This window comes from Arthrobacter sp. GQ119 (assembly GCF_059759125.1).
Window position 1 is genome coordinate 45,885 of the sequence record NZ_JCAXEA010000025.1, and the last position, 24,933, is coordinate 70,817.

A 24,933-nucleotide genomic window follows, 5' to 3' on the forward strand; every position below is an offset into this window, starting at 1 on the left:
CCGGGTTCCCAGCGGTGGTGCGGACTAGGCTGAAGCCATGTCCGCACCACGCCATCCCGCCGAACTCAACCCCAAACGGGACGCCCGGCGCAAGCTTGCGGTAAGGCCCTACGCCCGCGCCGTGGCTCAGGTGCTGCGGGTCAGCTTCCGGGCGTCGCCGGCGGCTGTCGTCATGAAGGTCGCCGGCTCACTGATTTCCGCGACACTGCCCCTCGTCACAACATACTTCGCGGCCCTGACCACCACGGCACTGGCCGCGGCGTATTCCGGCGACCCGTCCGCCGGCCAGCAAGCGATCGTCTATGTCATCATCACCGCTGCCCTGGGACTGTTCTGGGGCGGCTTCAGCAGCGTGGACCGCTACATCCAGCAGCTCATGAGCTTCAAGGTGGGCGCGATCGTGGGCGACCTCATGTATGAGCGCTTCCTTGCCCTGGAATTCTGGCGCTACGACGACAAAGAAACCGTGGACCTCTACGACCGCGCCAAGAGGTTCTCTGATTCGTATGCCAGGGTCCTGGACCGGATCGCCGCGATCTTCACGCAGCTGGTTTCCGTGATCCTGGCGGTGGGCGCCCTCCTGCTGGTCAGCTGGTGGATCGCCGTGATCGTCCTGGTCGCCATCGTGCCCAGTGTCTACCTGCAGTTCAAACTGTCCCGCGAGCAGATTGCCCACTGGAACACCCAGGTGGATTCCCGCCGCCAGCGCAGGATGATCGAGACCAACCTGCTGCGCCCGCAGCACATTGCCGAAATGCGGCTGTACGGGATAGTGGGCTACCTCATGGACCTTCGCTCCCGGCTGCGCGACGCGGACGAGCGGCGCCGGCTTGATTTCCAGAAGCGCTACATCCCGAAACAGCTGGCGGCTGACGCCCTGCAGTACGGCGCGGAAGTGGTGTCCCTGATCTGGGTGGTGGGCCAGATCATCGCGCGGGCCCAGCCGGTGGGGCAGTTTCTGTACGTGCAGCAGATCGTCAGCCGTGCGCTGTCCACCGCGAACAGCCTGGTCTCCTCCCTCAGCTCCATCGACGAGGACCTCGCCAACCTCAAGGACTATGAGCTGTTCATGGCGCTGCCGGTGCACTCCGACCATTCGCCGCCGCTGCTCAACGCGCCGGAAAAAGTTGAACTGCGCGATATCCGGTTCACCTACACCGGCAGCGAGCTGGAGGTCATCAAGGGCATCTCCCTGACGATCAGGGAGGGGCAGCACATCGCGATCGTGGGGGAAAACGGTGCCGGCAAGTCCACCCTGATCAGGATCCTGGCGGGGCTCTACCGGCCCGATTCGGGACAGGTGCTGCTCGACGGCGTTGACCTCGCCGCCGTCGACGTCACCTCCTGGCACCGCCATCTGGCGGTCCTCAGCCAGGAGTTCCTGAAGTATGAGTTTGCCACCGCAGCGGAGAACATCTTCTTCGGCGATGTCGACTCACTCCGCGACGACGCGCGGATCCGCCAGGCCGCGGCGGACGCCGAAGCACTCGACTTCATCAACAAGCTTCCCAACGGCCTGGACAATCACGTCAGCAACTGGATGGAGGACCCGCGGGGACGGAAGGGGAGCGGGCTCTCCGGCGGGCAGTGGCAACGGCTGGCGATGGCCCGCAACTTCTACCGGAACGCCTCCTTCATGGTGATGGACGAGCCGACCTCCGCGATCGATGCCCTGGCCGAGCACCGCATTTTCACCCGGCTCTTCGCGGACCGGAGCAGCACCATCATCGCCATCAGCCATCGCCTTGCCACCATCGAGAAAGCGGACATCGTCTACATGCTGGAGGACGGCCGGATCGTGGAGCAGGGCACGCACAAGGAACTCGTGGCGCTCCACGGACGCTACTTCAGGATGTTCGAATCGCAGCTGAGCCAGGGAGCCGGCACCGGTCAAGTAAAGTGGTCACGTGACTTACGAGATTGAGATTGGCCGTGGCAAGCGTGGGCGTCGTGCCTACTCCCTGGATGACATCGCGATCATCCCCAACCGTCGTACGCGTGATCCCAAGGACGTTTCCGTCTCGTGGCAGATTGATGCCTACCAGTTCGACATGCCGGTCATCGCCGCTCCGATGGACTCCGCCATGTCACCCGCTACGGCCATCGCCCTCGGCCGTCTCGGCGGCCTGGGAGTCCTGGACCTCGAAGGGCTCTGGACCCGGTACGAGGACCCGCAATCGGTGCTGGACCAGATCGCGGAGCTCGACGACGAAAGGAACAGCCCCGCCGTCACCCGAAAGATGCAGGAGCTGTACCGGGCACCCATCCAGCCTGACCTGATCACGTCCCGGCTGGCAGAAATCCGGGCCGCCGGCGTTACGGTCGCGGGATCGTTGACGCCCCAGCGCACTCAGGAACACTACAAAACCGTGGTGGCCGCCGGCGTCGACATCTTTGTCATCCGCGGAACCACGGTCTCCGCCGAGCACGTGTCCAAAGACCACGAACCGCTGAACCTCAAGCAGTTCATCTACGAACTCGACGTGCCCGTCATCGTGGGCGGCGCGGCAGGCTACACGCCCGCTTTGCACCTCATGCGCACCGGTGCTGCCGGTGTCCTCGTCGGTTTTGGCGGCGGCGCCACCAGTACCACCCGTCGGGCCTTGGGGATCCACTCGCCCATGGCTTCCGCCATTTCCGACGTCACCGCCGCGCGCCGGGACTACATGGATGAATCAGGCGGACGGTACGTCCACGTGATTGCCGACGGCGGAATGGGCAGTTCCGGCGCCATCGTCAAGGCGATCGCCATGGGCGCCGACGCCGTCATGCTCGGCACCGCACTGGCCCGGGCCGACGAAGCGCCAGGCAGGGGCTGGCACTGGGGCCAGGAGGCCCACCACCTCGAATCGCCGCGCGGCGACCGCGTCAACGTCGGTACGGTCGGTCCCCTCGAAGAGGTACTCTTCGGGCCCGGCCACCACACCAACGGCACGTCGAACCTGATCGGGGCGCTGCGGCGCTCCATGGCGACCACCGGCTACTCGGACCTCAAGGAGTTCCAGCGGGTCGACGTCGTCGTGGCGCCCTACGCGGGGTTGTGACCCCTCATACCCCTCAGCCGCGCCCTGCCCATCGGCAGGGGTAACAAGTAGTCTGGTGAACTACGACGTTCGATGAGGTAGGAGGCGCATCATGACCAGTTTCGCCGGCGGTTCGACCGCGCCCAGGGGAGCCCTGGGGCCGGAGGCCAGGGAAGCCTCCGTCGCGGCACTCAAGGCCACGACGCAGCCTGGCAAGGAACTCGACATTCTCATCGTCGGCGGCGGAATCGTCGGTTGCGGCGCGGCGCTCGACGCGATCACACGGGGCCTCAGCGTCGGCATCGTGGAAGCCAGCGACTGGGCGGCGGGCACCTCCTCCCGCTCCTCCAAGCTCATTCACGGCGGGCTCCGGTATCTGGAGATGCTGGACTTTGGGCTCGTCAAGGAGGCGCTGCAGGAACGCGGGCTGCTCCTGTCGGAGCTGGCGCCGCACCTCGCCCGCCCGGTGCCGTTCCTCTATCCGCTGACCAGGCCGTTCCTGGAGCGGCCCTATGTCGGGGCGGGCATCGCCCTCTACGACATCATGTCCATCTCCGGAGGCCACAAGCGCGGTGTCCCGTTCCACAAGCACCTGACGCGGCGCGGCACCCTGCGCGCGGCGCCGAGTCTCAAGGACGACGCCTTCGTGGGCTCCATCCGGTATTACGACGGGCAGGTGGACGACGCCCGATACGTGGCCAACCTCGTCCGCACGGCGGCTCATTACGGTGCCCATGCCGTGAACCAGATGGCCGTCGTCGACTTCCTCCGCGAAGGCGAACGCGTGGTGGGCGCCAAGGTGGTCAACCATGAGGACGGCTCCAGCTTCAAAATCCGGGCCAAGCAGGTCATCAACGCCACCGGCGTCTGGACGGATGAAACCCAGGCCATGATCACCGAGCGCGGCCAGCTCCAGGTCCGCGCCTCCAAAGGCATCCACCTGGTGGTTCCGCGGGACCGGTTCCAATCCACCGTCGGCCTCATCCTGCGCACGGAGAAGTCCGTGCTGTTCGTCATCCCCTGGGGAAGGCACTGGATCATCGGCACCACGGACACCGACTGGCGCCTGGACAAGGCACATCCTGCGGCGTCCAGCAAGGACATCGACTACGTGCTCGAGCACGTGAATACCGTCCTCAAGCGACCGCTGACACGCGAGGACGTGGAGGGCGTCTACGCGGGCCTGCGGCCGCTGTTGGCGGGGGAGAACGATTCCACGGCCAAACTGTCCCGCGAGCATGTGGTGGCCCATCCCTTGCCGGGTCTTGTGGTGGTGGCCGGCGGCAAGTGGACCACCTACCGGGTCATGGCCAAGGACGCCGTGGATGAGGCCACGCGGAGCATGGACGAACGCGTGCCGCCGAGCTGCACGGAGACCATCCCTCTCCTGGGCGCCAGCGGCTTCAAGGCGGCGTGGAACCGCCGCAACAGGACCGCCGAGGAAACCGGCGTCCATGTGGCACGCGTGGAGCACCTGCTCAACCGGTACGGGGCCATGACGCCGGAGGTGCTGGCACTCATTCACGACAACCCGGACCTGGCGGAGCCGCTGCCCGGAGCAGACGACTACCTGCAGGCCGAGGCGGTCTACGCGGCCAGCCATGAAGGTGCCAGGCATGTGCAGGACGTGCTGACCCGGAGAACCCGCATTTCCATCGAGTCCTGGGACCGTGGTGTTTCTGCTGCGCCGGTAGTCGCTAAACTTATGGGAGAAATTCTTGGCTGGAGCGATGCGCAGCGGGAAAGCGAAATCAAGCATTACCTTGCGCGGGTGGAAGCCGAAAGACTCAGCCAGCAGCAGCCGGACGACGAGTCGGCGGACGCTGCCCGCCTGGGTGTAGAGGACATCGTGCCGCTGCGCTGATTTCGCCATCCGCCGCGCAAGGGGCCACGCCTCACCGAAGGGACACCACTTGGCGGAAGCACTGGACCGTTACGATGCGGAGCTCACCACACCGGACATGGTGATTCTGGAGATGGACGCGACGGACAAGCTGGATGCGTCACAGCAGCTTGCCCGCAGACTCTACGACGCCGGCCGGATCTCGGACCTTGCAGGCTTCCTGGAGCACGTCAACGCCCGCGAGCACCAGCTGGCCACGGGGCTTCCCGGGGGAGTGGGACTGCCCCACGCCCGCAGTGAGTTTGTCTCGCGGACCTCCATCGCCATTGGCATTGCCAAGTACGGAAGGGCCCTCGATTTCGGCGCCGCAGACGGTCCGGCCGACGTGGTGCTGCTCATTGCCACGCCCGCGAGCTCGTTCTCTGACCATCTGGAAGTGCTGGCCACCCTCGCGAGGTCCCTCTCCAAGGAATCCTTCCGGGACTCGCTGCGCAGGGCCTACGACGCAGAAGTGATCGCGGAGCTGATTAACTCGAGCCTGGTGTTCTTCGACCACTGAACGCAGCTGCCTCAACCAGCCGTTTCGTTGTTCTACACAGAGACGAAGTACGGTTAAGGGGTGTGGAAAACAGCCCTCCAGCCCCGGTGGATCGCAGGCCTGGTCTTTGCGATCGTCGTCTCCGGTGTGTTCGTGCTGCTCAGCCAGTGGCAGTTCGGCAGATCCACGCAGCCCGAGGTGCCCGTCAGCCCGACCACCGAGGAAGTCAAGGACCTCACGGGGCTGCTGCAGCCCGGGGAATTCTTCCGCGGCTCCGTCGCCGACCAGATGGTCACGGCCACGGGCAGCTATGACGCCGCCAAACAGGTGATCATTCCGGGCCGGCTCCATAGCGGGAGGACCGGCTACTGGATCGTGTCGGCCTTCGCCGTCGACGGCGCCCCCGCGCTCAAGGGCGCGGCAGTGTCCCCGAAAACCTGGATACCGGTGGCCCGCGGTTGGGTGGCTGACCCCGCCGAGGCCGAAGACCCGCCGTCGGGCACCATCCGCCTGACCGGACGGCTCCTGCCGTCCGAGGCACCTGTTCCCGGCAAGGCCCCCGCGCCGGGACAGGCGTCCGCCGTTTCCGTGGCCGAGCTCATTAACGTCTGGAACGTCAGCAGCTACCCTGCCTTCGTTTCCGCCACGGCGGAGATTTCCGGAACGTCCGACGTCGGTGCTGCCGCCGCCGCAGGGGGCCTCGAACCGCTCAACATCGAGGCCCAGCCTCCGCCGGCAAAGGTCAACTGGCTCAATCTTTTCTACTCCGTGGAATGGATCGTCTTCGCCGGTTTCGCCCTCTTCATCTGGTGGCGGCTGGTCAAGGACGACTACCAGCGCAGCCTCGAGGAGCACGAGGACCACGGCCATGCCGGACCGGAACCCACTCAACCAAACGAGACCCAACAAAAGGTACAGCCATGATTGAACCCAAGCCTGCCGTGCAGCCGCCGAACTCAACGGGATCGGGAGCGAAGAAGCGCCGCTTCGGCGGCACGCAGGCGCAGATCCGCTCCGCCCTGAAGTTCTACAAGGTCATGGCCTACCTCACCGGTGCCATGCTGCTGCTGCTCTGCGCGGAGCTGGTGGCACGCTACGGCTTCGGCCAGTACCTGTTCGCCGGCGGAACCAACGCCGTGACCGGCCAGCCGTTCGGTTTCGGATTTGCCGACGCCGAACCCAAGGGCGTCCTCGGCGGCGTGAACCTGTCCGTGACCGTGCTGATTGTCCACGGCTGGATGTACGTGGTGTACCTCATGTCGAACTTCCGGCTGTGGACCCTCATGCGCTGGCCCTTCGTTAAGATGATCCTGCTGGCGCTCGGCGGCGTGGTGCCGTTCCTGTCCTTCATCGTGGAGAAGAAATTCCACGCCGAGGTGGAAGCCGAGCTCGCAGCCAACCCGGAGTCGGCCAGCCGCTACTAGGCCGGCGGTGACGTTTCGTGCGTCACAGCGGGGCCTCTCAAGGTGCGTCGGGGCAATGGCGCAAAGTAGTCTAGAACGGTGACTACTCCCACTGCATCCCAGACTTCCCAGAAGCCGGTGCTGGTTGTTGACTACGGTGCCCAGTACGCGCAGCTGATTGCCCGCCGCGTCCGGGAAGCGAATGTGTATTCGGAAGTGGTTCCGCATACCTACACCACCGAGCAGCTCCTGGCCAAGAACCCCGCCGCCATCATCCTCTCGGGCGGACCCTCCAGTGTCTACGCCGACGGCGCTCCGAGCGTCGGCGCCGACCTCTTCGAGGCGGGCGTCCCGGTCTTCGGCATCTGCTACGGCTTCCAGGCGATGGCCAATGCCCTGGGTGGCAAGGTGGACAAAACCGGCCTGCGGGAATACGGGTCCACGCAGACCACCATCCTTGGCGAAGGCCGGTCCGTGCTGGAAGGGATGCCCCAGCACCAGAACACGTGGATGAGCCACGGCGATTCCGTGCACGAAGCCCCGGAGGGCTTTGAAGTACTCGCGACGACGGCGGGCGCTGAAGTTGCGGCGTTCGCCAATGAAGAGAAGTGCCTGTACGGCGTGCAGTGGCACCCGGAGGTCAAGCACTCGGCCTACGGCCAGCAGGTTCTGGAGAACTTCCTGTTCAATGGTGCCAAGCTGGAACCGAACTGGACCACCGGCAACATCCTTGAAGAGCAGGTCGAACGGATCCGCAAGCAGATCGGCGACGCCCGGGTCATCTGCGGACTCTCCGGCGGCGTGGACTCCGCCGTCGCCGCCGCGCTGGTGCAGCGCGCCGTCGGGGACCAGCTGACCTGTGTCTTCGTGGACCACGGCCTGCTGCGTGAGGGCGAGGCCGAACAGGTCGAACGCGACTTCGTCGCCGCCACCGGCGTCAAGCTATACGTGGCCAACGAGCAGGAGCGCTTCCAGGCTGCCCTTGCCGGAGTCAGCGATCCTGAGACCAAGCGCAAGATCATCGGCCGCGAATTCATCCGCGCCTTCGAAGAAGCCGAGCTGGCCATCATCGCCGAGGCCGCGGCCCACGGCGAGAAGATCAAGTTCCTGGTGCAGGGCACCCTGTACCCGGACGTCGTCGAATCCGGCGGCGGCGAGGGCGCTGCGAACATCAAGAGCCACCACAACGTGGGCGGGCTGCCGGAGGACCTGCAGTTTGAGCTGGTCGAACCGCTGCGTGCCCTGTTCAAGGACGAGGTGCGCGCCGTCGGCGCCCAGCTCGGACTGCCGCAGGAAATCGTTGGCCGCCAGCCGTTCCCCGGACCCGGTCTCGGGATCCGGATCGTCGGTGAGGTCACCAAGGAACGCCTGGACCTGCTGCGCAAGGCGGACGCCATCGCCCGCGCCGAGCTGACGGCCGCCGGCCTCGACAACGACGTCTGGCAGATGCCCGTCGTGCTGCTCGCGGATGTCCGCAGCGTGGGTGTCCAGGGTGACGGACGGACCTACGGCCACCCGATCGTGCTGCGCCCGGTGTCCTCCGAGGACGCCATGACGGCCGACTGGTCCCGCCTTCCGTTCGACCTGCTGGCCCGGATCTCCAACCGGATCACGAACGAGGTGGACGGCGTCAACCGCGTGGTGCTGGACGTCACCAGCAAGCCGCCGGGAACCATCGAGTGGGAATAGCAGTTTGAGCGGCCGGTCTCCGGAAGGAGGCCGGCCGCTCCGCTTTTGAGACCACACCGTGGGACCGTGCCCTGTGGCCGCTGTTGACCCCGCGCTTGCCGCCCACGGGCAGCACTGGGTGAAATGCGCCGCAACTTAGCCAGTTCCAGTGTTGCGGTCTCTCACGGGCGGCGGTTTCCGGCTACGCTCGAAACTATGCCCGTATGGTCCATGGCGTCACGTGCAAGCGCAGAAAAGAAGGCAGTAGTGTCAGTTGGTCAGGCCGACCCGGAAGGTTCGGAAGAGCTCAAAAAGTGGCTCTCCGGGCTCAAGCCCGTCACCGGGGCGGACACGATGCTGCGCTTCACCAAAACCCCCGAGGGTTCCATCGACCTGACGCACGCCCACCCCTCTGGCCTTGCCCAGCTCATGGCCGGACGCCGCACCAGGCTGTCCACGCTGATCCGCGACCAGCAGCAGTACGTCGTTGCCGCCCGCGCGTCCCGGAACCTTCGCTCCAAGATTTTCGAGCTGGCCAACGACCGCGGCATCGAAGCCGGATACCTGTCCGCCGGCACGGTGGTGTGGACATCGGCCGTCGGGGGCAAGCCGCAGCGCGTCTCGGCGCCGGTCATGCTGACCGCCATCTCACTGACCATCAGGCCCGGGGAGGATGACTACGAACTGCAGCTCACCGAGCAGGCCCGCATCAACCCGGCGCTCATCCGTCACCTGAAGACCATCCACGGCATCGTTTTCGACGTCAACGCGGTCACCAGGATGGCGTACAGCACAGCACGCTTCGACCCCCAGCCGGTACTGGACAGACTCAGCACGCTCGTCAAGCCCATCCACGGCGCGGAGGTGGAGCACAACCTGCTCGTGTCCACGTTCGCGGACCTTGCGGGCAACCTCGACGATCCCTGGATCAACCAGCAGAATGCCCTCGTGGCCTCCTTGGCCCGGGCCGCTGCCGGCGAGGTGCAGGAGGTGCCTGCGCTGCGGCCGGGGCGCTTCCCGAGCGTGGACGAGCGGGATCCCGCCGACGAACTGCTGCTGCTCGACGCCGACGCCGACCAGCAGTACGTGATCGACGCCGTGCGGGCAGGGGACTCGCTGCTGGTCAGCAGCCCGCCGGGCACCGGCCAGGCCCAGACCGCCATCAGCACCATCGGCGCGCTGGTGGACGAAGGCAAAACGGTCCTTGTGGTGGGGGACCGGCGTGCCAGCCTCAACGAAGTCGCCGCGAAGTTCGAAGGCCTGGGCCTGGAGTCCGTTCTGTTCCAGCTCTCGGGCAGCGCAACACCGCAGCAGCTCAAGGGGCAGCTGGTCCGGGCCATCATGCGGAACGAGAAGTCAGCCGAGCCGCACCTGGGCAACCTGCACAGGACCCTCACGGAGCACCGCCACGCCCTGATGGACCACGTGGCGTCGCTGCACAACGTCCGTGAACGGTGGGGCTGCTCGCCCTACCAAGCGATGCAGTCCCTCGCTGAGCTGACCTCAATCCAGCCCGCCCCGGCCACTACCGTGCGCCTGAAGCGCAGCGTGCTGGACAGCATCCGGGACCGCGAGGAACTCGCCGGCAGGCTGAAGCGGGCTGCGGAACTCGGCAGCTTCAGCAAGTCCTCGACGTCGAGCCCGTGGCACGGCGCCCGTCTCGTGACGCGCAAGGAGACCGAAGAAGCCCAGGACCTGGCGCGCGCGGTGGAGAAAAAGCTGCCTGTGCTGCACGGCCGCATGAAGGAAGTGGCGGACCACGCCGAGATCCGGCTTGGCACGAACTTCGCCGAGTGGGGCGCCCAGCTCAGGTTGCTCGTGGCCGTCCGCGAAAGCCTGGACAAGTTCACCCCGGACATCTTCGACCGGCCTGTCCATGACCTCATCTCCGCCACCGCCTCCTCGGCCTGGCGCCGGGAACGCGGCATTGACATGCCCTCCATGCAGCGGTCGCGCCTGCGGCGGGTGGCCAAGGAGTACGTCCGCCCGGGCGTGCACATCTCCGACCTTCACAGCTCGCTGGTGCTGGTCCAGGAGCAGCGCGCGCTGTGGTCCGACTACGCCACGACGCAACGGCATCCGGCGGTGCCCTCGGGCCTTGCCGAGCTCAGCATCATGTACCGCGGCCTCACCCGGGAACTGAAGCTGCTCGGGGACGCGCTGCGGCACACGGCGGCCGGCGGGGCGCTCGAAAAAACCGCCTATCCGGAACTGATGGAGCGGCTCGAGCGGCTCGTGGCCGACTCCCAGACCCTCAAGACACTGCCGGAGCGCACACTCCTCATCGAGAACATGCGCGAGCACGGACTCGGCGAGCTGCTCGCCGACCTGTCCGAACGGGAGGTTCCGGCCGAATCCGTCGCCGCGGAGCTCGACCTTGCCTGGTGGCAGTCAGCGCTCGAAGCAATGATCAGCGGCGACGACTACCTCGCGATGTCCGACGGCGAAGCCCTGCGCCAGCTCGAAGCCGAGTACCGGCTCGCCGACAACGCACACATCGCCAGCGGCGCCGGACGCCTGCGGTGGCAGCTGGCCGAGCGCTGGCGTGCGGGGATCGCGGAGAACCCGCGCCAGGCGGACCTTCTCCGGAGCCTCCTCAAGGACGGGCGGGTCACCCTTGCGGCGCTGACAGCCCAGGCTCCCGCGCTGGTTCCCATGCTGGTGCCGGTCTGGTCGGTCAGCCCCTACCTCATGACCGGGCTCCTCCCGGCCGAGCAGAAGTTCGACGCTGTGGTGATCCTGGACGCCGAGGCGACCTCGCTCCAGGCTGTCCTGCCTGCCGTGGCCCGCGCCAAACAGGTTGTCGCCTTCGGTGACGACAAGATCGCCAGCCCCCGCACGTTCACGGTGGCGGTGGAGCGGCTCGCCGCCGGTGAACCGACGCACCAGAGTGTGGAGAGTGCCTTCAGCGCCCTGTCAGAGGTCCTTCCGACGTGGCGGCTGCACTCCGTCTACCGCGCGGTGGACGAAGACCTGGTGCTGCAGCTGAGCAAGGGCTTTTACGACGGCGGTCTCCGCCGCCTGCCCGAAGGCCAGTCCGCCACGGGCCTGGACCGGGCCCTGCTGGTTGAGTACCTGCCGGACGGCACCGGGCTGCCCAGCGCCGACCACGAGGGCGTGGAGTCAGTCGTGGCCGAGGTCAACCGCGTCGTGGAATTGGTGTTCGAGCACGCCCGCCTCCGCCCGCGCACATCCCTGGCCGTCGTCACTGCCAGCCTGCGGCATGCCGCGAGGATCGGCGAGGCAATCCGCCTGCAGCTTCCCAACTATCCGGGGCTCTCCGGATTCTTCACGGCCGGCGAGGAATCGTTCCGCGTGGTGGATCTGGAACGGGCCCAGGGGCTGGTGCGGGACCACGTCATTTTCTCTCCCGGTTACGGCCGGACGCCCCATGGACGGGCCCTGCACAACTTTGGTCCGCTCTCCGCCGAGGGAGGCCGCGCCAAGTTTGCCCTGGCCATGACCCGTGCCCGGCAGTCCCTGCACGTTCTGACCTGCTTCAAGCCGGAGGACCTCGACAGGAACCGGCTGGCCCATGGCGCCGTTGACCTTTACGAGCTGCTGGACCGCGAGATCTCGGGCAACACGGACCTCGGAACGCCGGCTTCCAGGGCAGCGGCAAGTGAGCAGGCGCTGGGTGCGGATCCGCTCGTGGCTGACCTGGGAGACCGGCTCAGGGCACGCGGTGCACGGGTCTGGCACCAGTACGACGGCGTCATCGACGTCGTGGCCGCGGCCGATCCGTTGAGCACGATGGGCCAGGACGAAGCCGAGATTCCGCGGCCCGTGGCCATTGAGTCCGACGGTACCGAGCAGTACCGCCAGATGACCGTCCGCGAACGCAGCAGGCTCCGCCCGCAGCTTCTGGAACGTCTCGGCTGGCGCTACATGCCGCTGTGGACGATTGAGGTGTTCACGGATCCTTCGGCCTGCGCCGACCGGATTGGCGGCTACCTCGGACTCGAGAAGCCGGTCCGCCCCGTCCGGGCTGTGACCTCACCGGGCTTCTTCGACGAGGATGTCACGGGTCTGGACGACGATCCCTACGGGCCAGCTCCTGAGGAGGACGGCCAGTTCGACGACGGCCTGTTCGAAGACCGCAGCGTTGAGGATGGCCGGGACCAGGATGGGGACCAGGACGAGGACGGCGAGGGCCGGGACGCAGACGGCGAGGACCGGGACGCAGTCGGCGAAGACGATTACGACGCCGGCCTGCCGGACAGGAAGGAAAACGCGCAGTGAGCTCGGATGCAGCAGACCATGACGCCAGCACAGGCGGCGGCCCGGCTCGCGGAAAAAGCACTCCACCAGCCAAGACCCCAGCTCCGGTGACGCCGGCCGGTGCAGTGCCCAACAAGGCCTCCGAGGACGATCCCCGGGCCTGGGGTGACCCGGAGTCCGACAATGACCACGATGCATGGCTCAAGGAGCAGAAGCCCCCGCACTGGGGCTAGCCTCCCATGGCGGCAGCGTCACCGGCTCCCAGAGTCATCGGCCCTTGGAGCCCACGAGAACGAAGAAGAGTTTTCCCTGGGTTGAAGCTCCCGCCAGAGCGCTTGCCTGCGCCGGTGTCGCAGCAACCACTACGAGGCCGTCGGAGTCCCCGGCGGCAAGCCATTGGCCGCCCTGCCCCTCCCGCGCCGAGGTCCAGAGCACCGGAACCGCCTTGGCCAGGACCTTGGACGGGGACTGCTGGTCGAAGCCCGGCCCGCTGGTCAGGACGACGTCGATGAGCATGCCGGGGGAGACGAGCTGGATGGATGAGGGGTCCGCCATGCGCAGCGGGACGGCGGCTGATCCCGGCGGCGACCCAGTCAGCAGGCCGGGCCCCACGAGCTGGGTCTCGGACAGCAGCTGTCCTTTCCGGAGCGGTGCGGCCAGCTGCTTTCCGCTGAGTTGTGCTGCGTCGGTGAGCGTGCCGGCGGAGAGCATGTGGGGCGGGACATCGACTGCTGCCACGTCGCTGCTCCCCAGAGTGGCTCCGGCCGGTAAGTCCCGTGCTGCGGCCAGGGCCGGGGATGTGTGCGCCGGGGCCGGGGTCAGCTGATGGACCGTGATACCGGCCGCCGCGCACAGCAGCAGCGCTACGGCAAGGCGACGGTTGCGGTTCAGCCAGCCCCGCAGACGGCCTGGCCTGCGGCGTTCGGGAGGTCCGGACGCCGAAGTGCCTCTGCGGGGGCGGGCAGCAGGGCGGGAGGTTCTGACGGGAGGCAGTCCGAGAGCTGGCATGCTGCCACGCTATGGAACCCCGGCCCCCGGGCGGCAGTGTATGCCGGCCGTATGTGGAAAGCAGCCCGGCAAAACGCCAGTATGTGGATAACCGCGACGTGGCGGTCAGCCGTGGGAAGGGACGGGAGCGTCTAGCTGGCGGCAGCGGCCGGTGCGGCTGCAGGGGCGGCCGGGGCCGGTGAGGAGGCAGGGGACGGTGACACCGTGCTGCCCTTCGTGTCCCGGGAGTCCGTCCGGTAAAAGCCAGAGCCCTTGAAGACCACGCCTACGCTGTTGAACTTCTTGCGCAGGGTTCCCTCGCATTCGGGGCAGGCTGTCAGAGTGCTGTCAGTGAATGACTGCACGATGTCAAAGGCATGGCTGCAATCCTTGCAGGCATAGGCATACGTGGGCACTGAAGATCCTCCTCTTGGACAAACGACAGGTCCCGTGCTGCGGGGGTGCCACTGCGCGGAATTCCTTGCGGGATCTCCGTGCAGAAACAGCTCCATTAGCAGTCGCAGGGCCTGAGTGCCAATTCTAGCATCTTCCCGCAGATTGCATCAGGAAAGCCGGACCAGGCCGGAGGGCGTCAGTACCGCGTCGACGGGACGGTCGAACCCCTCAGCGGGAATGCTCGACGCGGGCAGGAGTTCGGAGTCGTAAATGACCGCAGCCCTGGGCGCCTGCAGACCCGCGGCCTCGGCGTCCGCCAGGAACTTGTCGTAATACCCGCCGCCCTGTCCGATCCTGTTTCCGCTCATGTCCACGGCCGTCGCCGGCAGGAAGAGCCCTGCCACGTCCCGGATGGTCTCCAAGCCATGGCGTTCTCCGGCCGGTTCCTTGATGGGCGCGTACCGGCTGCGGACAAACTCGCTGTCCGGATTCCACAACACCCAGCTGAGCCCGCGGTCCGGCTCGCATACCGGCAGCAGGACTTTGTGGCCCGCTTCGTGAAGTGCCGTTATCAGCGCGAGGGTGGGCGGCTCGTGGGCCACGCCCAGATAGGCGGTAAACGTCCCCGGCCTGCCGTCCGCGATGGTGGCGGCCCAGGACAGGCCGTGGCGGGCTATCCCTGAGGCGGCTGCCGACAAGGCCTCAGGCTGCAGGCCCAGACGGATTTTCCGGTGCCGGGAACGGATCTCATCCTTTGATTGCCGGGTCGTTTGCGACATGGTGTGCCATCCTTTGTTGCACGGAATCCCGGCCAAGCGACTGCCGGAAGCATTTACTGTATGAATGTTCCCTCCGTTACATTAGTCGAGTGACTTCCACTAATCCTTCAGTCCGCAAGGCCGTCATCCCCGCAGCGGGACTCGGCACCAGGTTCCTGCCTGCCACCAAGGCCATGCCCAAGGAAATGCTCCCGGTGGTGGACAAGCCGGCCATCCAGTACGTAGTCGAAGAAGCTGTACAGGTGGGCCTGAGCGATGTCCTGATGATCACCGGGCGGAACAAGCGTGCCCTCGAGGACCATTTCGACCGGGTTCCTGCGCTGGAAGCAACGCTGGAAGCCAAGGGCGACACCGCCAAGCTCGAGTCAATCCAGGCCGCCAGCAATCTGGGCGACATCCATTACGTCCGCCAGGGCGACCCCAAGGGCCTGGGCCACGCAGTGCTGCGCGCCCGCCAGCACGTCGGCCACGAGCCTTTCGCCGTGCTGCTTGGCGACGACCTGATCGACGCCCGCGACGAACTCCTGAGCATCATGATCGAGGTACAGGCTAAGACCGGCGGCTCCGTTGTGGCCCTCATCGAGGTGGAACCCTCCCAGATCAGCGCCTATGGCTGCGCCGACATCTCGGAGATCGAGGGCGAAGGCTTCGTCCGGATCAACAAGCTCGTGGAAAAGCCGGATGTCGCCGATGCCCCCTCCAACCTGGCCGTCATCGGGCGCTACGTCCTCCACCCCGCCGTCTTCGATGTGCTGGAACGGACGGAACCGGGCCGCGGCGGCGAAATCCAGCTGACGGATGCCCTGCAGGAACTCGCCAGCAGGGACGGTGAAGGCGGCGGTGTGTTCGGCGTCGTCTTCCGCGGCCGGCGCTACGACACGGGGGACAAGCTCAGCTACCTCAAGGCGTGCGTCCAGCTGGCCGTTGACAGCGATGACCTGGGACCCGGCCTTCGCGAGTGGCTGCCGAAGTTCGCTGCCGGCCTGACCCACTAATTCCCCATGAGGGTCAGCCACATCTGGCCGGTGACACTGGAGTGTGGTGACATCGTCCTGCGTCCCATCAGGTACCGGGACCGCAAGGAATGGACTGCGCTCCGTTCGCGCAACAGCGACTGGCTGGCCCCGTGGGAGGCTTCCAACCCGGCCCCGGGCGGAGCCCTTCCCGACTATCGGCAAATGGTGCGGTCGCTGAACACCCAGGCAGCCCAGGGCACAGCCCTCCCTTTCCTCATTACCGCATGGACACCGGGGTTCCGGGATCCTGTCATCGTGGGCCAGTTAACGGTGTCCTCCATTATCTGGGGCTCTGCCATGATGGCCACTCTGGGCTACTGGGTGGATGAGGCGCGGGCAGGCCAGGGCATCGCGCCGACGGCCGTCGCCATGGCCACCGACCATTGCTTCCGGACCTTGGGGCTGCACCGGATGGAAATCAACATCCGCCCGGAAAACCGACCCAGCCTGCGGGTCGTGGAAAAGCTCGGATTCCGTGACGAGGGCTACCGGCCACGGTTCCTGCACATCAACGGGGAGTGGGCGGACCATCGGACTTTTGCCCTGACGTCTGAGGAAGTTCCGGAAGGACTTCTCAACAGGTGGCTGCGTTCGAGGCCAGCCTGAGCGGGGCCCGGCGGGGACTTATCGGCCTTAAGTCCAATGATTTGAGAGGCGCGGAGCGACACACCGAGACGAATGCCACAACAGGTCGCCGATTGCTCATACGGTTTTGTGTGTGGACTTCCCTCTCAGCAGCTCAGTCATCCTTGTGGTCGCTGTCGCGCTCTGGATTGTTTGGGTTGCGCCGTACCTGCTCCGAAGCGGCAGCCACCAATTTCAGGCGGCCGGTGATCTGATGATGGAGAGCGTTGACCACGAATCTGCAAACCCGCAAGCCGGAACGGTCCTTCACATGACCGTCCAGCAGGAGAATCCCATGGACACCAGGAAGAGCAGCGCATCCGGAGCACGCTCCACGCCCGCCGGCAACTCCGCCAAGGGCGGAGGCGCCTTCCGCATCCGCTATGGGCGTGTTGCCATCGCACTGGCAGGACTCCTGTCCTTCGCCACTGCCCTGATATCCGGAGTGCTGGCGGTCTTTGGGCTGGGAACCGGCTGGCTTCCGTCCCTGTCATTTCTGGCGGGTGCCGCCGCCGTCGTGCTTCTCCGCAGGCTCGCCGTGCGTGACCGCCGCAGGAAGGTAAACGCTGCCTTCTCAGCGGCCATGGGTGCGCCTGCGAATCGTCCGCGCCCCGCCGCCCATCCTGCCGTTCCACAGGCCGCTGACGAAACGGCCACACTTCGGGAAAGCACCCTTTTCGACGCCGAAGCCGCAGCCCCCCAGCCCAAGCCGCTGACCGCCGTCGAACTGCGTGAGGCCGCCCTGGCGGTGGCTCTCGCGGCGGGTGACAGGAGCGGCCTGGCCTCGACGACGCCGGATGCTGCCGCCCCGGCAAAAGACGAGTCCGCCAGCTGGGAGCCCGTCCAGGTCCCCAAGCCCACCTATGTCGAGGCCGCCAAGGCGGAACGCCCTGCCCCCGAACCGCTGGACCTTCCGGAGGCCCCCAAAGCCGCCGGCAAGCCGTCGCTCAAACAGGGCACTGCCGCCGCGCCAGCTGTCGCTTCGCCGAACGCCGGGCGCCCGCAGGGCAAGGCGCAAAGCGCCCTTAGCAACCTCGACGACGTCCTGCAGCGCCGCCGCGCATAGCCTCTTTTGACGGCCGAGGGTAGCTGCGAAGCGTGAGCCGCATCTGCGTTGCCGGAGGTACGGGCCAGATTGGCCGGGAAGTTGTGCGCCAGGCGCTGAGCCAAGGGCACGCAGTCGCGGTTCTCAGCCGGAACCCGCCGAGGGAGGGTGCTCACGGGCAGCACGACGGCGCCACCTACTTCCGGGGGGACGCCACCACCGGCGAAGGCCTGCCGGAAGCGCTGGCGGGGGCCGACGTCGTCATTGACTGCCTGGAGGGGCAAACCGGCAAGGCGCTCAGGCAGTTTGCCGCCGGCGGCGCGATTCTGCTCGGTGCAGCCCTGGAGGCCGGAGTGCCGAAGGCGGTCCTGCTGTCCATCGTGAACTGCGATCTGAGCACCTATGGCTACTATCGGTCGAAAGCGGACAAGGAACGGGTATACGCACGCTCGGAGCTGGAGACAGTGGCAGTGCGTGCCACACAGTTCCACAGCCTCCTGGCCCGGATCTTCGCCGCGGGGTCCCGCGTAGGGCTGCTTCCGGCGATCCGCGGGGCACGGTTCCAAACGATCGCACCTGACGAGGTTGCTGCCGCTTTGCTTGAAGCGGCATTGGCGGCGCCGTCAGGGCAGAGCCACCGGCTCTGGACAATCGGGGGCCCCGACGTCACGGATATGGCGGCCATGGCGCGCATGTGGAAGCAGGCGACAGGTTCAAAGGGACTGATAGTCACGTTGCCGCTGCCTGGCCCGATGGGAAAGTTCCTGTGCGCGGGCAGCAACCTGGCCCCCGGAGAGCCCTACGGCACGGTGACATTCGGGGCCTGGTTGGCAAACCGGCCGGAAAATTTGTAGCCTAGGGAAACCGGCGTTGCGGTTCCTCCCAGAGGGCAGCGTCCCCGGGGTTATAGCTCAGTTGGTAGAGCGCTTCGTTCGCATCGAAGAGGTCAGGGGTTCGAATCCCCTTAGCTCCACAGAATTGCAGGGGACCTGCATCTTCGGGTCCCCGCATAAACACGTTGGTAACACTTTGGCCCAGAAATTGCCGCTGGGGGAGCCGTGGCTGCGATAGTCATGGGCTCATTGTAGTGAGACTTGATACTGGGGAATCGATAGCGTTGAGGCCATCTGGGGCTGGAATCCAACGACTAAGAGACGAAGGTCGATGTGCTTCTCGTCTCCATGCGCGCTGTCCGGTAGCCATACGATGGACCCGTGAAAACCAACACGATCAGCCGGCGGCAGGACGGCGTCGACTACACGTACGAGTCGATGATCCCCGCGTTCGGCGACAGGCTGGTGCACCGCTTCACGTACGGCCAGGAGCCCAAGGTGATCGCCGTGCTCCAGCTGCCTGACGGCGGGACGGTGGAGGTGCACGGCTACGCTGGCCACTGGTCTTCTGAGGAAGTTTCCGTCACCTAGTCGGACGACAACATCAATTACCTCAACTGCTGGGTGCCCGCCGATAAGGTGAGGCGCCCAGCAGAGGGCGAATGGCAGGGCAACTACGAGTCGCACTGATTCGGCTAAGAGCAGTCGACGCCTTGGGGCGCGGGCCTGTTGGTCAGGTTGGTGTAATGCGTAAACAGGGACGTGTTCAGCCAGTGTTCTTTCTTAGCGCACAGTTCTCGGCCGTTGACTTCGTCGGACTTAATCCAAAGGGGCTGGCGGCGGAGGTCGTCAATAATCAGCGTCTTGCCAGCCTCCTCCCCAATCACGTAACCCACCACGGGCTTGTCCACTGACTGGAGGGTGAGCTTCTCCAGGGGCTGCCACGGAAGGATGAGCATCACGATCGCCGCTGCCATAGACATTAGGGTCAGGGTGGTCGCTAGCGTCTCCTTATCAAGGACGGCAAAATGTTTCATGGCAGCAGTGTCCGAGGAATGCGATTTTCTGCCATAACCGCGCTCAGCAAGCCGGACAAAGAGCCCACAAAAGGCAATCGTACCCAGCATGCCAGCCGACAGGGACGAAGCGAAAAGCGGCACGAGAGGAATGAACGCTAGTCCCACGTTTATCCTCGTTGAGAGAGAAGCGCCAGTCTTGCGCCCGGTAAACAACCAGTGGCGAAAAGGCGGCATGAAGATCAGGAATGGGGTAAAACGCCAGGACGTTCAGGAGGTAGATAGCAGGACCTGCGTTCGGTTAACTACGGAGAGCACAGTGAGCCGCCACGTCAGGGCTGAACCCCGCAAAGTAATAGACGCGGATAACGGACAGCAGTACTAGCGCGGCAGACGCAGCAAGGGCTAAATGCTCAACGAATAGCTTGGAGATGCCTGCTCGCTCTGTTCGATCACCTGGTGGCTCGCTCATTCGATGATCCTTACACAACTGCCGGGGACGCGCCTGCGGCGCCTCGCCGATACCGCTGCGCCCCTAGACCATCAAGCTCTGGCAAGGTGGTCCAGCGACGACAACGTCTATTTCAGGAGATGGATGATGCTCGCTGCGATATACAGGAACGGCCCCAGAAATGGCAGGATGGACCGGTGATGATGATGCCGGCAACCACGCTTCTTCTTCTTAATCATGCTCTGACTTTCCGGTGCACCCATCACCCACAGCTTGCGGTCGCCCAAGGCGCCCGCCTACAGTGTGTGTAGACACACCTAGATATTCGTGTCCATTGGCAGGTGCCCTCCGCGACCAAACTCGGGGCACCTGCCGCTTACGTTAACGAGCGTAGCTGGAACACTGCTGATTTCCCCATCCCCGGCAGGCCCGCCCTGTGGATACGCTGTGCATAAACCTCCAAAACCTGTGGATAGCCTGTGGGCGACAGCCCTTTTAATCCACAGATTCGCCTCGTGTTAAACAAAAAAGCCCCACTGCAGGAACCCGGATAAACGGGACCGCGGTGGGGCTTTTTTTCGTAGGGTCTAGCGTCCGCCGAGGAGTCCGCCGACCAGGGCGAGCAGCAAAACCCCCGCCAATCCCTGCCAAACAGTGAGAGCGACCGCTCCCGTGGTGGCGACGAACAGTAGCCACCCGCCGACGCGGACAGCAGCATCAGGACGCCGAATACGATGGCGACCGTGACGATCAGTACTTTGCGGGTGACTTGGATCGAAGTTCTACGCCTTCGGCGCGCAGCTGCCGGGCTTCGAACACTGCTGCCCGGATGAGAGGTACGAAGATCGCGGTCATGACTGCGGCGACCAGAAGTGAACGCCACGGTTCAGCAACTCCCAGCCCCTTCAGTCCGTACCCACCCCACGACAGAGCCCAGCAGTATGAACCAGAACTACGCCCAGACAGCGAGCCGCCTTCGTTTCGGCGGCATGCCCTCGAGCGAATCCTGCGGCCAGGACTGCCACTCGTACTTGTTGGCGTCTTTGCCTGCCCCGCGGCCATAGCCATAGAGTAACCCGTGTTCCGACTGCTACAGTCTGGCCATGATCAGGTGGCTCAAACGCAAGACCCGCAGCCAGGATGACCTCCGCGCCACCCGCACCGTGCTGATCGCCAGCGCCATCTTCTGGCTGGGGTGGACGGCCCCGCACACCTCTGGATCGTCAGACCTTGGCATGAGGATGGGTGATTGGGTGGCCGCGTCTTGGTCGGCTGCGTGCGCGGTTGGAGCCGCTTACTACCAGGATCGCCTGGACCGGGCCCGAGCCGTTGAACCTTAGCCGTTGGCGGCTCGGTCTGCAGCCGGGCCAACAAAGGGGCCGATGAATACAGCTACGCTTCTCCTCATGATCCCGAATCATCAGCAGCTGATCGGACTCCTGGCCCATGCCGATCCAGGGTTTCTCGCCGGGGACTTTGCGTGTGAAGGGTTACGGGACGACCTTGTACCAGGACCCCTCAGAGTTGGCGAACAGACTACTTCCCACGACATCGATGGTCCCGCGAACGATGAAGAGCCCTTTCAGCTTCTCCCCGCCGAGGATCTGACTCACCGCGTCCGCGTATTGCCCCCATGATACCCACACAGCGAAGTCCGTCCATTGGAAGCGGATGCCGTTCCAGTGGTGATCCCGGGTTGCCATGTCCAACACAGAGTTGCCCGTGTATGTAAACCAGCTTCCCCTGTAGGGGTCCTGCCTCGGGTTTACCATCTGAAAAACTGCATCATACGAGAGCCCCGCCTGCGCTAGGTCACTCGACACCTGGACCTGTATGACTATGGCGAAGGGATCCGTTGAGACAAAGGACGCCTTGGGGGTCCATACGTCCGCCGGGTCTGCCGCGTAGACGGCGGGTATTTGGACGAAAGGCATCTAACTGCCCTCCTCACCTTGGACACGGGGAGCAAGTGCGCCAGCCTTCTCCTCGGATTGCGTATCCGGCTCAACTTCTTTGAGCTCTTCAAAGAGCCCGCCTTCGCGAATTCGCTTAGTGGCCTCGGCAAGGGTTTGCGGTTCGGTTTTAGGGTCTGGTTGGTTTTCAGAGGAGTCCGTCATTGGATTCGTCTCCTATTCTTAGCTCGCTACAGCTGGTGGAGACTAATGCTGGACCTGCTAGGAAGTTTTGTCCATGGTCCGCGAATTCCATTCAAGGAGACCGCCCTCTATGTGGTTGCACTACTCAACGGTGCTGAGCTTCCGGCGTTGAGAAAAGGGGTACTCACGGCCGTAAGCGCTGTGCTGTACGAGCGTTTTCTCGAGGCTAGAGGAAATGGTAGCAGCAAGGACGTCGCCGAAATCGGGGAGGCCACAGTGCCCGGCGGGCGTTGGCCCTGGACCACCCGGTTATGGCTACAAGCTCGTCCAGAATCAATCCCTTGGCATTCTTCGACGACTTCGCATAATCGGCTGCGTACTTCTTGGTGATTTCCCTACGCGTTGCCATGGACAGGTCCATCCCTCATCGTCACCGCCGTGCCCGTAGTGGCCCATGATTTCGCGAGCGTTTCTCAAATGAGGCATGCACCCCGTTTCGCGAGCACTATAGGTGAGCCTTGTCGGCCTATTGCCTGAGGTTGCGCCGACTCCTACCATTGGGCCCTCAGCGATGTCTTCAGGAGTGGCATTATGGCGGTTCGACGAGTGCGCGGTGTCAGCAAGGTCGGTGACAATTTCATCAGCGGGCTATGTAATCCCGGGGAGGACTGGCAGTACCGCCGGCTGGAGGATGTTGTGGCCGACATCGAAGCCGGAACACACATCTACATGACAGCAGATGGCGCGGTTGCACCGGCACGGGTTCACGTCGTGCACGGCCAGCTCGGACCCTACCTCAGAACAGACCCGGACAAGAGCCGTAAAAATAATCTGGAAGACCTTCCGGTCTGCGCGGCGCTCCAGGGGCCCGAACGGCGCATAATGCCCACGGTGGTCCGCAGAAACATTGCGACAGTCACCCGGGCCGAGCGTTTCAGGCTCCGCGACGCCATTCTGGAGCTGAACACTCGCTTCTATCCTGTCGGAAACGATCCGGTCTCGATCTGGTTCAAGCAGGACCAAATTCATGAGAATTCCCATGTGCATGAACAGGCCAGCTTCCTGGCCTTTCACCGGCTTTTGGTCAACGAGTTTGAGGCCCAGCTTCAAGAGATTGATCCAGGCCTGGCGTTGCACTATTGGGACTGGACCACGGACCCGCGCCGCGCGCCTGACGGTCGGGGCGGTGCGGTAAATCTCATGACCTCCGACTTCATGGGTGCCAGCAACGGCGCGCTGGGCACTCCCTTCTTTGAATCCGGGTTCTACAAGCCCGCTCCGCCGAACCGCGGCTTCGACGAGATGGGAAATTGGAGGCCAAAACGGCCCGAATTGCCTCCCGGGGAGGTTGCCAGGGCCGTCCTGTCCACAGGTCGTGCGCCCGTCGCAACGACCTACGATGACGTCCCCGAACTCTGGGATGATGTCCCCAGAGGAGACCGTCCCCCGGAGAATCAGCCGTGGCAGTACCGGATAAGCACGGATGCCGACATAGTGGGTGTCAGCGGAAGGCGAGCGGTTGAATTCGAGCGGTTCTGGCGCGCTCTGTACTTCTCCCATGGCGTAGCCCACCGCTACTTGGGCAAAGGCCTCCGTCCCTCCGCATCATCCTTTGAAGATCCTTTCGTGTACTTGCTGCATTCAAACGTTGACAGGCTCTGGGCGACCTGGCAGCTCCGAACGGATCATGTCGACCACCGTCGAGAGACGTCGTTTCGGCTCGACCCGGACTACGTGTACGGTCAGCTCATCGACGGCCGAGTCGAACGGCCGGACTTTTCTGGTCGGGAACGAAACCCGGCCACTGAGACCGAAGCAGAATACAACGAACGCCGGCGAGCGGTAGGGGCCGATGCGCGGCTCGAGCTGACAATGGACATGCCGCCTTTCAGTGGTGTGACGTCATTTCCCTCGTTCCAGGCAACAATCCTTCCGTGGAAAGTTAAACCGCATAAGGTTACTCCACAGAGTCCGGAGGTCCTGAGGCCTCCTCTTTACGACACCTACGTCGGTGACGGTCCGCTCTGCATGGCCTGGCCCACCCTGCGGCTGGGCCGACAACTTCCCCGGGGCGACATCATTCACCTTGCAGTCGACAAGGGGGCCGTAGCAGAAAGCGACGTGGAGTTCGTCCTGGAAGCCGGTCCGGGCGTGTTCTGGTGGAAGGGCCTCCGCCTACCCGACGGCACCTTGCTTGAGGTTGAGGACAATATGATGCGTAGCTCCGCCGTCCTCACGCTGGGGCAGGTTCACGCCGGCACCGAATTGGTCTTTCATAAGCTCATTACGCTGTTCGTTTTCGCGACAGGACGACGTATCGTCTACCGGCTGGGGGATCTCAGTTGGATTCCCGGTGGCAGCCGGCTTACCTTCTATTGGGACGACGACAGCGATGATTTACTGTAGGGCTGGAGGCCGGCGAATTTGTTTCTGGCACTATTACCGCAAAGGATCCAAAGCCAACTTCAGAGCGCATCCAGCAGCTGGCTGTAAGAGTGCTCATGGGAGGCGCTTGGCCGGTCCTCGGTGTTCAATCTTGGGGCCACACAAACTTCGTTTCTCCGGTTTCGGGCCGCAGGATGAGTCTGGAGTTTCGGGTGCATTTGGTGAATCTGGGATGGGACTATTATTTGACAATCGATCGATGAAGGCTTGTTCAGCACGGCTAACGGGGCGGCGCGCCGCCCCGTAGGTTGTCAGCGGCACCAGCTAGGTTTCGTCTGTGGTGAAGATCGACGTAGGCGCCGTGACAAGCTGTTGACAGGCATGGGTAGGTCGCGCGGATATATTAGCCCCATGCCACTTTCACCCTGGCCGGAGTCGAGTACGACGATCTAACTCCGAAGATTGAGGGCGACCCGGAAGAAGTGCATTCCTGGGATTACGGGAGGTGGCCACGTGTTGAGGCTGCGGCTCCGCTCAAGACCGGTGGGAGCGTCAACGTCTACGGGCTATGCGCTGGGGTCACGACCACATCATTACCCGCTGGCTAGA

The 24,933-nt window shown here is 64.6% G+C and carries 23 protein-coding genes and 1 tRNA gene; 17 read left to right on the forward strand and 7 right to left on the reverse strand.

Annotated features, from left to right (window positions below):
• Positions 1-37: 37 nt before the first annotated feature.
• The 9 genes from AC6CH3_RS19755 (at position 38) to AC6CH3_RS19795 (ending at position 12,929) form a co-directional block, all read left to right on the forward strand.
• The gene (locus AC6CH3_RS19755) at positions 38-1,924 is read left to right on the forward strand and encodes an ABC transporter ATP-binding protein (protein ID WP_498134038.1); all 1,887 of its coding nucleotides are present in this window, start codon (positions 38-40) and stop codon (positions 1,922-1,924) included.
• Entirely contained in the window at positions 1,908-3,044 is a 1,137-nt protein-coding gene (locus AC6CH3_RS19760; RefSeq protein WP_498134039.1) for a GuaB3 family IMP dehydrogenase-related protein, read from the forward strand. The genes AC6CH3_RS19755 and AC6CH3_RS19760 overlap by 17 nt, the downstream gene beginning before the upstream one ends.
• 91 nt (positions 3,045-3,135) lie before the next feature.
• Positions 3,136-4,887, forward strand: coding sequence for a glycerol-3-phosphate dehydrogenase/oxidase (locus AC6CH3_RS19765; RefSeq protein ID WP_498134040.1), 1,752 nt, complete (start codon positions 3,136-3,138; stop codon positions 4,885-4,887).
• A gap of 49 nt (positions 4,888-4,936) precedes the next feature.
• Positions 4,937-5,425 carry a PTS sugar transporter subunit IIA gene (locus tag AC6CH3_RS19770; RefSeq protein ID WP_400578872.1) on the forward strand — a complete coding sequence of 163 codons (489 nt, stop codon included), beginning with the start codon at positions 4,937-4,939 and terminating at the stop codon, positions 5,423-5,425.
• Between the two features lie 60 nt (positions 5,426-5,485).
• Entirely contained in the window at positions 5,486-6,328 is an 843-nt protein-coding gene (locus tag AC6CH3_RS19775; RefSeq protein WP_498134041.1) for an SURF1 family protein, read from the forward strand.
• A complete protein-coding gene (locus tag AC6CH3_RS19780) occupies positions 6,325-6,828 on the forward strand; it encodes a DUF3817 domain-containing protein (RefSeq protein ID WP_498134042.1) in 504 nt (167 codons plus the stop codon). Before AC6CH3_RS19775 ends, AC6CH3_RS19780 begins: the two co-directional genes overlap by 4 nt.
• A 78-nt stretch (positions 6,829-6,906) precedes the next feature.
• A complete protein-coding gene (gene guaA / locus AC6CH3_RS19785) occupies positions 6,907-8,496 on the forward strand; it encodes a glutamine-hydrolyzing GMP synthase (protein WP_498134043.1) in 1,590 nt (529 codons plus the stop codon).
• 195 nt (positions 8,497-8,691) lie between these two features.
• Positions 8,692-12,717: an AAA family ATPase gene (locus tag AC6CH3_RS19790; RefSeq protein ID WP_498134044.1), complete on the forward strand. Its 4,026-nt coding sequence runs from the start codon at positions 8,692-8,694 to the stop codon at positions 12,715-12,717.
• Entirely contained in the window at positions 12,714-12,929 is a 216-nt protein-coding gene (locus tag AC6CH3_RS19795; protein ID WP_498134045.1) for a hypothetical protein, read from the forward strand. Before AC6CH3_RS19790 ends, AC6CH3_RS19795 begins: the two co-directional genes overlap by 4 nt.
• Positions 12,930-12,963: 34 nt before the next feature.
• Here the strand turns inward: AC6CH3_RS19795 and cpaB are convergent, their stop codons facing one another.
• From cpaB to AC6CH3_RS19810, 3 genes are all read right to left on the reverse strand, one after another.
• Positions 12,964-13,704 (reverse strand): Flp pilus assembly protein CpaB, encoded by a 741-nt coding sequence (cpaB, locus tag AC6CH3_RS19800; RefSeq protein WP_498134046.1) that lies wholly within the window; start codon positions 13,702-13,704, stop codon positions 12,964-12,966.
• A 131-nt stretch (positions 13,705-13,835) separates the two neighbouring features.
• Positions 13,836-14,099 carry an FmdB family zinc ribbon protein gene (locus AC6CH3_RS19805; RefSeq protein WP_498134047.1) on the reverse strand — a complete coding sequence of 88 codons (264 nt, stop codon included), beginning with the start codon at positions 14,097-14,099 and terminating at the stop codon, positions 13,836-13,838.
• Positions 14,100-14,246: 147 nt separating this feature from the next.
• Positions 14,247-14,858: a 5-formyltetrahydrofolate cyclo-ligase gene (locus AC6CH3_RS19810; RefSeq protein ID WP_498134048.1), complete on the reverse strand. Its 612-nt coding sequence runs from the start codon at positions 14,856-14,858 to the stop codon at positions 14,247-14,249.
• An 89-nt stretch (positions 14,859-14,947) separates the two neighbouring features.
• Between AC6CH3_RS19810 and galU the strand changes: the two genes are divergently transcribed.
• From galU to AC6CH3_RS19840, 6 genes are all read left to right on the forward strand, one after another.
• Positions 14,948-15,853: a UTP--glucose-1-phosphate uridylyltransferase GalU gene (gene galU / locus AC6CH3_RS19815; RefSeq protein ID WP_498134049.1), complete on the forward strand. Its 906-nt coding sequence runs from the start codon at positions 14,948-14,950 to the stop codon at positions 15,851-15,853.
• Positions 15,854-15,859: 6 nt separating this feature from the next.
• On the forward strand, positions 15,860-16,480 hold the full coding sequence (locus tag AC6CH3_RS19820; protein WP_498134050.1) for a GNAT family N-acetyltransferase: 621 nt from the start codon (positions 15,860-15,862) through the stop codon (positions 16,478-16,480).
• Positions 16,481-16,592: 112 nt separating this feature from the next.
• Complete coding sequence (locus AC6CH3_RS19825; protein ID WP_498134051.1) at positions 16,593-17,564, forward strand: hypothetical protein; 972 nt, start codon at positions 16,593-16,595, stop codon at positions 17,562-17,564.
• Positions 17,565-17,596: 32 nt separating this feature from the next.
• Positions 17,597-18,397, forward strand: coding sequence for an SDR family oxidoreductase (locus AC6CH3_RS19830; RefSeq protein WP_498134052.1), 801 nt, complete (start codon positions 17,597-17,599; stop codon positions 18,395-18,397).
• A gap of 46 nt (positions 18,398-18,443) precedes the next feature.
• Positions 18,444-18,516: transfer RNA gene (locus AC6CH3_RS19835), tRNA-Ala, on the forward strand.
• A 241-nt stretch (positions 18,517-18,757) separates the two neighbouring features.
• Positions 18,758-18,967: a hypothetical protein gene (locus AC6CH3_RS19840; RefSeq protein WP_498134053.1), complete on the forward strand. Its 210-nt coding sequence runs from the start codon at positions 18,758-18,760 to the stop codon at positions 18,965-18,967.
• A gap of 104 nt (positions 18,968-19,071) precedes the next feature.
• On the opposite strand, the gene AC6CH3_RS19845 is transcribed toward AC6CH3_RS19840, so the two are convergent.
• Together AC6CH3_RS19845 and AC6CH3_RS19850 are read right to left on the reverse strand one after the other, a co-directional pair.
• Positions 19,072-19,359, reverse strand: a complete 288-nt coding sequence (locus AC6CH3_RS19845; protein ID WP_498134054.1) for a hypothetical protein — start codon at positions 19,357-19,359, stop codon at positions 19,072-19,074.
• Positions 19,360-19,971: 612 nt separating this feature from the next.
• On the reverse strand, positions 19,972-20,130 hold the full coding sequence (locus tag AC6CH3_RS19850) for a hypothetical protein (RefSeq protein WP_498134055.1): 159 nt from the start codon (positions 20,128-20,130) through the stop codon (positions 19,972-19,974).
• 816 nt (positions 20,131-20,946) lie between these two features.
• Here AC6CH3_RS19850 and AC6CH3_RS19855 point away from each other — a divergent pair.
• A complete protein-coding gene (locus AC6CH3_RS19855; protein WP_498134056.1) occupies positions 20,947-21,183 on the forward strand; it encodes a hypothetical protein in 237 nt (78 codons plus the stop codon).
• Between the two features lie 150 nt (positions 21,184-21,333).
• On the opposite strand, the gene AC6CH3_RS19860 is transcribed toward AC6CH3_RS19855, so the two are convergent.
• Both AC6CH3_RS19860 and AC6CH3_RS19865 read right to left on the reverse strand, forming a co-directional pair.
• Positions 21,334-21,777: a hypothetical protein gene (locus AC6CH3_RS19860; protein WP_498134057.1), complete on the reverse strand. Its 444-nt coding sequence runs from the start codon at positions 21,775-21,777 to the stop codon at positions 21,334-21,336.
• A complete protein-coding gene (locus tag AC6CH3_RS19865) occupies positions 21,778-21,960 on the reverse strand; it encodes a hypothetical protein (protein ID WP_498134058.1) in 183 nt (60 codons plus the stop codon).
• 585 nt (positions 21,961-22,545) lie between these two features.
• Between AC6CH3_RS19865 and AC6CH3_RS19870 the strand changes: the two genes are divergently transcribed.
• Positions 22,546-24,345, forward strand: coding sequence for a tyrosinase family protein (locus AC6CH3_RS19870; RefSeq protein ID WP_498134059.1), 1,800 nt, complete (start codon positions 22,546-22,548; stop codon positions 24,343-24,345).
• The last annotated feature ends 588 nt before the right edge of the window (positions 24,346-24,933 follow it).